At 43.0% G+C, this 4,081-nt stretch carries 4 protein-coding genes; 1 reads left to right on the forward strand and 3 read right to left on the reverse strand.

Translation table 11 applies throughout. The features are described 5' to 3' along the window. Window positions 1–402 (reverse strand): Rpn family recombination-promoting nuclease/putative transposase (locus tag IM322_RS19830; protein ID WP_287713315.1); only part of this gene is annotated, 402 nt, incomplete at its 3' end. A gap of 435 nt (window positions 403–837) precedes the next feature. Between IM322_RS19830 and IM322_RS19835 the strand changes: the two genes are divergently transcribed. Continuing rightward, complete coding sequence (locus IM322_RS19835; RefSeq protein ID WP_287673636.1) at window positions 838–1,461, forward strand: PEP-CTERM sorting domain-containing protein; 624 nt, start codon at window positions 838–840, stop codon at window positions 1,459–1,461. A 95-nt stretch (window positions 1,462–1,556) separates the two neighbouring features. On the opposite strand, the gene fabD is transcribed toward IM322_RS19835, so the two are convergent. Together fabD and IM322_RS19845 are read right to left on the reverse strand one after the other, a co-directional pair. Then, window positions 1,557–2,483 carry an ACP S-malonyltransferase gene (fabD, locus tag IM322_RS19840; RefSeq protein WP_287673638.1) on the reverse strand — a complete coding sequence of 309 codons (927 nt, stop codon included), beginning with the start codon at window positions 2,481–2,483 and terminating at the stop codon, window positions 1,557–1,559. Between the two features lie 250 nt (window positions 2,484–2,733). Further along, on the reverse strand, window positions 2,734–3,735 hold the full coding sequence (locus tag IM322_RS19845) for a beta-ketoacyl-ACP synthase 3 (protein WP_287673639.1): 1,002 nt from the start codon (window positions 3,733–3,735) through the stop codon (window positions 2,734–2,736). Between the last annotated feature and the right edge of the window lie 346 nt (window positions 3,736–4,081).

A 4,081-nucleotide genomic window follows, 5' to 3' on the forward strand; every position in this document is an offset into this window, starting at 1 on the left:
AATGTTTTCTAATTCATTCAGATAAATCCGTCTCACTCGCTCGGAGTTGAGGAGTTCCCGATAGCGTTGAACTTTATCGGTTTCTACTTGAGGGTTAGGATAGACAATCACACCCCGCCAATCATTGGTTAAGTCAGTTTTACTGAGATATAAGAATATTTCAGTGAAAAAGCGGCGATAAAAAGCCTCATCTTCTTGAAATTGTACCTCACAGAAGTAGATAGGAGTCTGGGGGTTATTATTTTGCGGCAGAAAGACTCCATCGAGACGAAAAGAAAGTTGTTTGACTTCCACTGAGTCAAAGCGGTAGTTATTGGCTTCGGTGATAGGGAGTTGAATTAATTCAAAGAAGATAGAGGGGAAAGATTGAAAGAGTTGATAAAAAATCGTGTCAGTTTTCATGCTTTTATTTTATAGCAGTACCCGCTAAGATTAGGACGTTTTGCCTCCCCCCTAACCCCTAAAATAGCGCAATCCTAATCATTACCGATTAATTTAAGATGTTTCCTTGGCGAACCCTTCCACTCTCTCCCTGATGGGCTTTTTTCCGTATTCATCAATAAAAAACGGAGAATACTTGACAAATTCGGGGGGGGGTATAATTATGATGCTTATTGCTATTAAGCAATGATTTATGGGGTATAAATAGCAATTTTTACCCATTCTTGGCTCTTCTGGTTTATGTGTGGAAACGAGGTCTATACTGATAGAATATCCGCAAAATAGCCCTAAAAGTCTTGCCCGATAAGCATTTCACGATTCCATAAGCAAAAATTATCACACAAAGTCGAGAAGAGCCCATTCTTAACCAGGACATTAACTTGCAATCAATCAAAAATGACTAATCAACTGCTAAAAGCCCTTTGCCTTCCTGCGGTGACTTGTGCCGTTTTCAGTGCCATTCCCGCCCATGCCGCCATTTTTACCGCTACCTATACGGGTACTGTTTCAGCAAACTTTGGTGTCGATAACGTTAATGTCGGTGATACTGCGGTTATTACCTATCAGCTTGACAATGGGGGAACTTCCCTGTTGGGCCAAACATGGACCGCGAGTAACATTGTGACTGTCACCTTCAATTTTGGTAATGGGTCCCACGTTACCACCTTTAATCCTAATGGTGGTAATGGGTTGACTGCTGCTTCAGGAAGCTTTGTCACCAATGCCTCAGGACAATTAACGGCTGTTCCTACCAAATGGAGTGATTCCAGTAATCTCAATGTAGTCTCAACCAATTCCACACAAACACCTCGCTCATGGTTCGTGGATGGAGGCAGTGTCGTTTACTTGACTTTGCCCTCCAACAGGGTCGGTTTGACCAATGCATCAGGCAATATCGTTGCTGCTAACTGGACCATTCAAGGCACCGGCACCCCGACACAGACAACCCCAGAACCAGGTACCCTTTTAGGTTTATTAGCGGTGGGTTCTCTGGGTGCATTGGCTCGCAAACGTCAATAAATGACCAATTCTAGTGTAAGGAAGGTTTAAAAGCCTTCCTTTTTGGCTAGGTATCCATCAATTTACTTCCTTTGTCGAAAATGTTGCCAGATAATTTAACCAACACCAACTAATGAACCCTGCAATTTAACATCTTCGTTACCCTTGGATATATCGGCTAATTGACTGATATTTTCTAACTCAATTGCAGGAACAGTTCGTTTAATTAAACCAGTTAAAACTTTACCTGGTCCCACTTCGATCGCTTTTTCCACACCCACATCCAGCAATTTTAAGATAATTTCTCGCCATCTTACGGAGCTAGTCATCTGCTGAATGAGATAACTTTTTAATTCCTCCGCATCGGTGATCGGTTGGCTAGGATTAACATTAGAAATAACGGGAACTTTTGCAGAACGAAAATTAACTAATTCTAAAATCTGCTGAAACTGAATAGCAGCATTTTCCATCAAGGGAGAGTGAAAAGCACCGGATACTTTTAAGGGCATAACCCGCTTAACTTTCACTTGACCTAATACCAAATCCACCGCTTCAGGAGTCCCAGAAATCACCACTTGTTCGGCACTATTATCATTAGCAATAACTACATTTTCCGTCTGATTAATCACTGTCTCTAGACTGGTGCGATCGAATTTCATTAAGGCGGCCATTTTACCACCTTCGGCCGCATCCATCAAACGGGAACGGTTTTGAACTAGATTTAATCCTGTTTCAAAATTAAACACCCTGGCCGCATACAAAGCCGAATATTCACCGAGACTATGACCGGCAACTAGATCGGGAAAATGACCTTTTTCTTGCAACAAATCCGCTAAAATACTCTCCACCACAAATAAACAAGGTTGGGTATAAAGAGTACGAGATAGGGTTTCTTCATCCCCTTGACATTTTTCCAGGACCGACCAACCGAGGATTCTTTCTGCTATTTCTAATCTCTCTTGGCCAAGCGCACTTTCCGCTAAATCTCCAATCATTCCTAACGCTTGCGATCCTTGTCCCGGGAATATCCACGCTGTTTTCATACGTTCTTAAAATAGATAGATAGATGTGTTTGGGTCAGTTATCAGTTATCAGTTATCAGTTATCAGCTATCAGTTATCAGTTATCAGTTATCAGTTATCAGTTATCAGTTATCAGTTATCAGTTATCAGTTATCAGATGTGAGTTTTTAGTTTACTGTTTACTGTTTACTGTTTACTGGTTACTGTTTACTGGTTACTGTTTACTGTTTACTGTTTACTGGTTACTGTTTACTGTTTACTGATCACTGAATTAATCTCCCCAACGGAAGATAATCCCACCCCAAGTTAAACCGGCACCAAAGCCAGAAGAAGCAATAATATCACCTTTTTTGACCTTACCACTCCTGACAGCTTCATCGAGGGCTAGAGGAATCGAGGCTGCGGAAGTGTTGCCATACTCGCTGAGATTGCTGATCACTTTTTCCGGAGGCAGTTTCAGGCGCTCGCTCACCGCGTCCATAATTCTTTGATTAGCTTGGTGCAAAACTAACCAATCGATATCACTGGTGGTTAAATTAGCTCGATAGAGAGCTTTTTCGATGACCTCTGGCACTTTCGCCACGGCAAAACGATAGACTTCCCGTCCGTTCATCCTTAGGGGCTTATAGGTCCCTTTTTGAACCCTTACCCCCTCCTTAAGGGGCAATTCTTCCCCCTCATAGGCGAGATTGAGAGAACCATTCTGGCTGCCGTCGCTATGGAGTTCAAAACCGAGAATGTTATCTTTTGTATCATTTGCTTGACAAACCACCGCCCCTGCCCCATCTCCAAAGAGGACACAGGTAGCGCGATCGTTCCAATCCAGCCAACGGGAGAGAACATCGGCCCCGATAACCAAGACATTGCGGTAAGTACCAGTACGGATAAACTGGGTGGCGGTGACTAATCCCACCAGAAAACCCGAACAGGCGGCGGTGAGATCAAAAGCGATCGCCCGATTAGCCCCGATCTGACTTTGAACTTGGGCGGCACTACCGAACAGATCATCGGGGGTAGAAGTAGCCAAGAGAATCAGATCGATGTCCCTAGGCGACACCTGAGCCATTTCCAGAGCCTTAATCGCCGCTTGGGCTGCTAATTGGCTCAAAGACACCGATTGATCCGCTAAATGGCGTTTACCGATGCCTGTACGACTTTTAATCCACTCATCGGAAGTCTCGACAATTTGGCTGAGTTCTTCATTACTGAGGAATTGCGCTGGTGTGGCCGATCCACAACCGGTCATGACGACTGCTGCCCCGAATCCGTTCAAAATAGTCCCCCTTTTCAGTTATCAGTTATCAGTTATCAGTTATCAGTTATCAGTTATCAGTTATCAGTCATCAGTTATCAGTCATCAGTTACCAGATTTGAGTATTAAGTGAGCAGTATTAAATAGCAGTTTCCTACTGTCTTTTCACTGATTACTGATTACTGTTTACTGACCCATTCAAGATGGCTCACAGCTTAATCTTCACCGTTCACCGACAACTTTTTTAATTGATGATGTCAGTTATCAGTGGGTCAGTCATCAGTTACCAGATTTGAGTATTAAGTGAGCAGTATTAAATAGCAGTTTCCTACTGTCTTTTCACTGATTACTGATTACTGTTTACTGA

This window comes from Microcystis sp. M109S1 (assembly GCF_020247025.1).
Lineage (GTDB): Bacteria > Cyanobacteriota > Cyanobacteriia > Cyanobacteriales > Microcystaceae > Microcystis.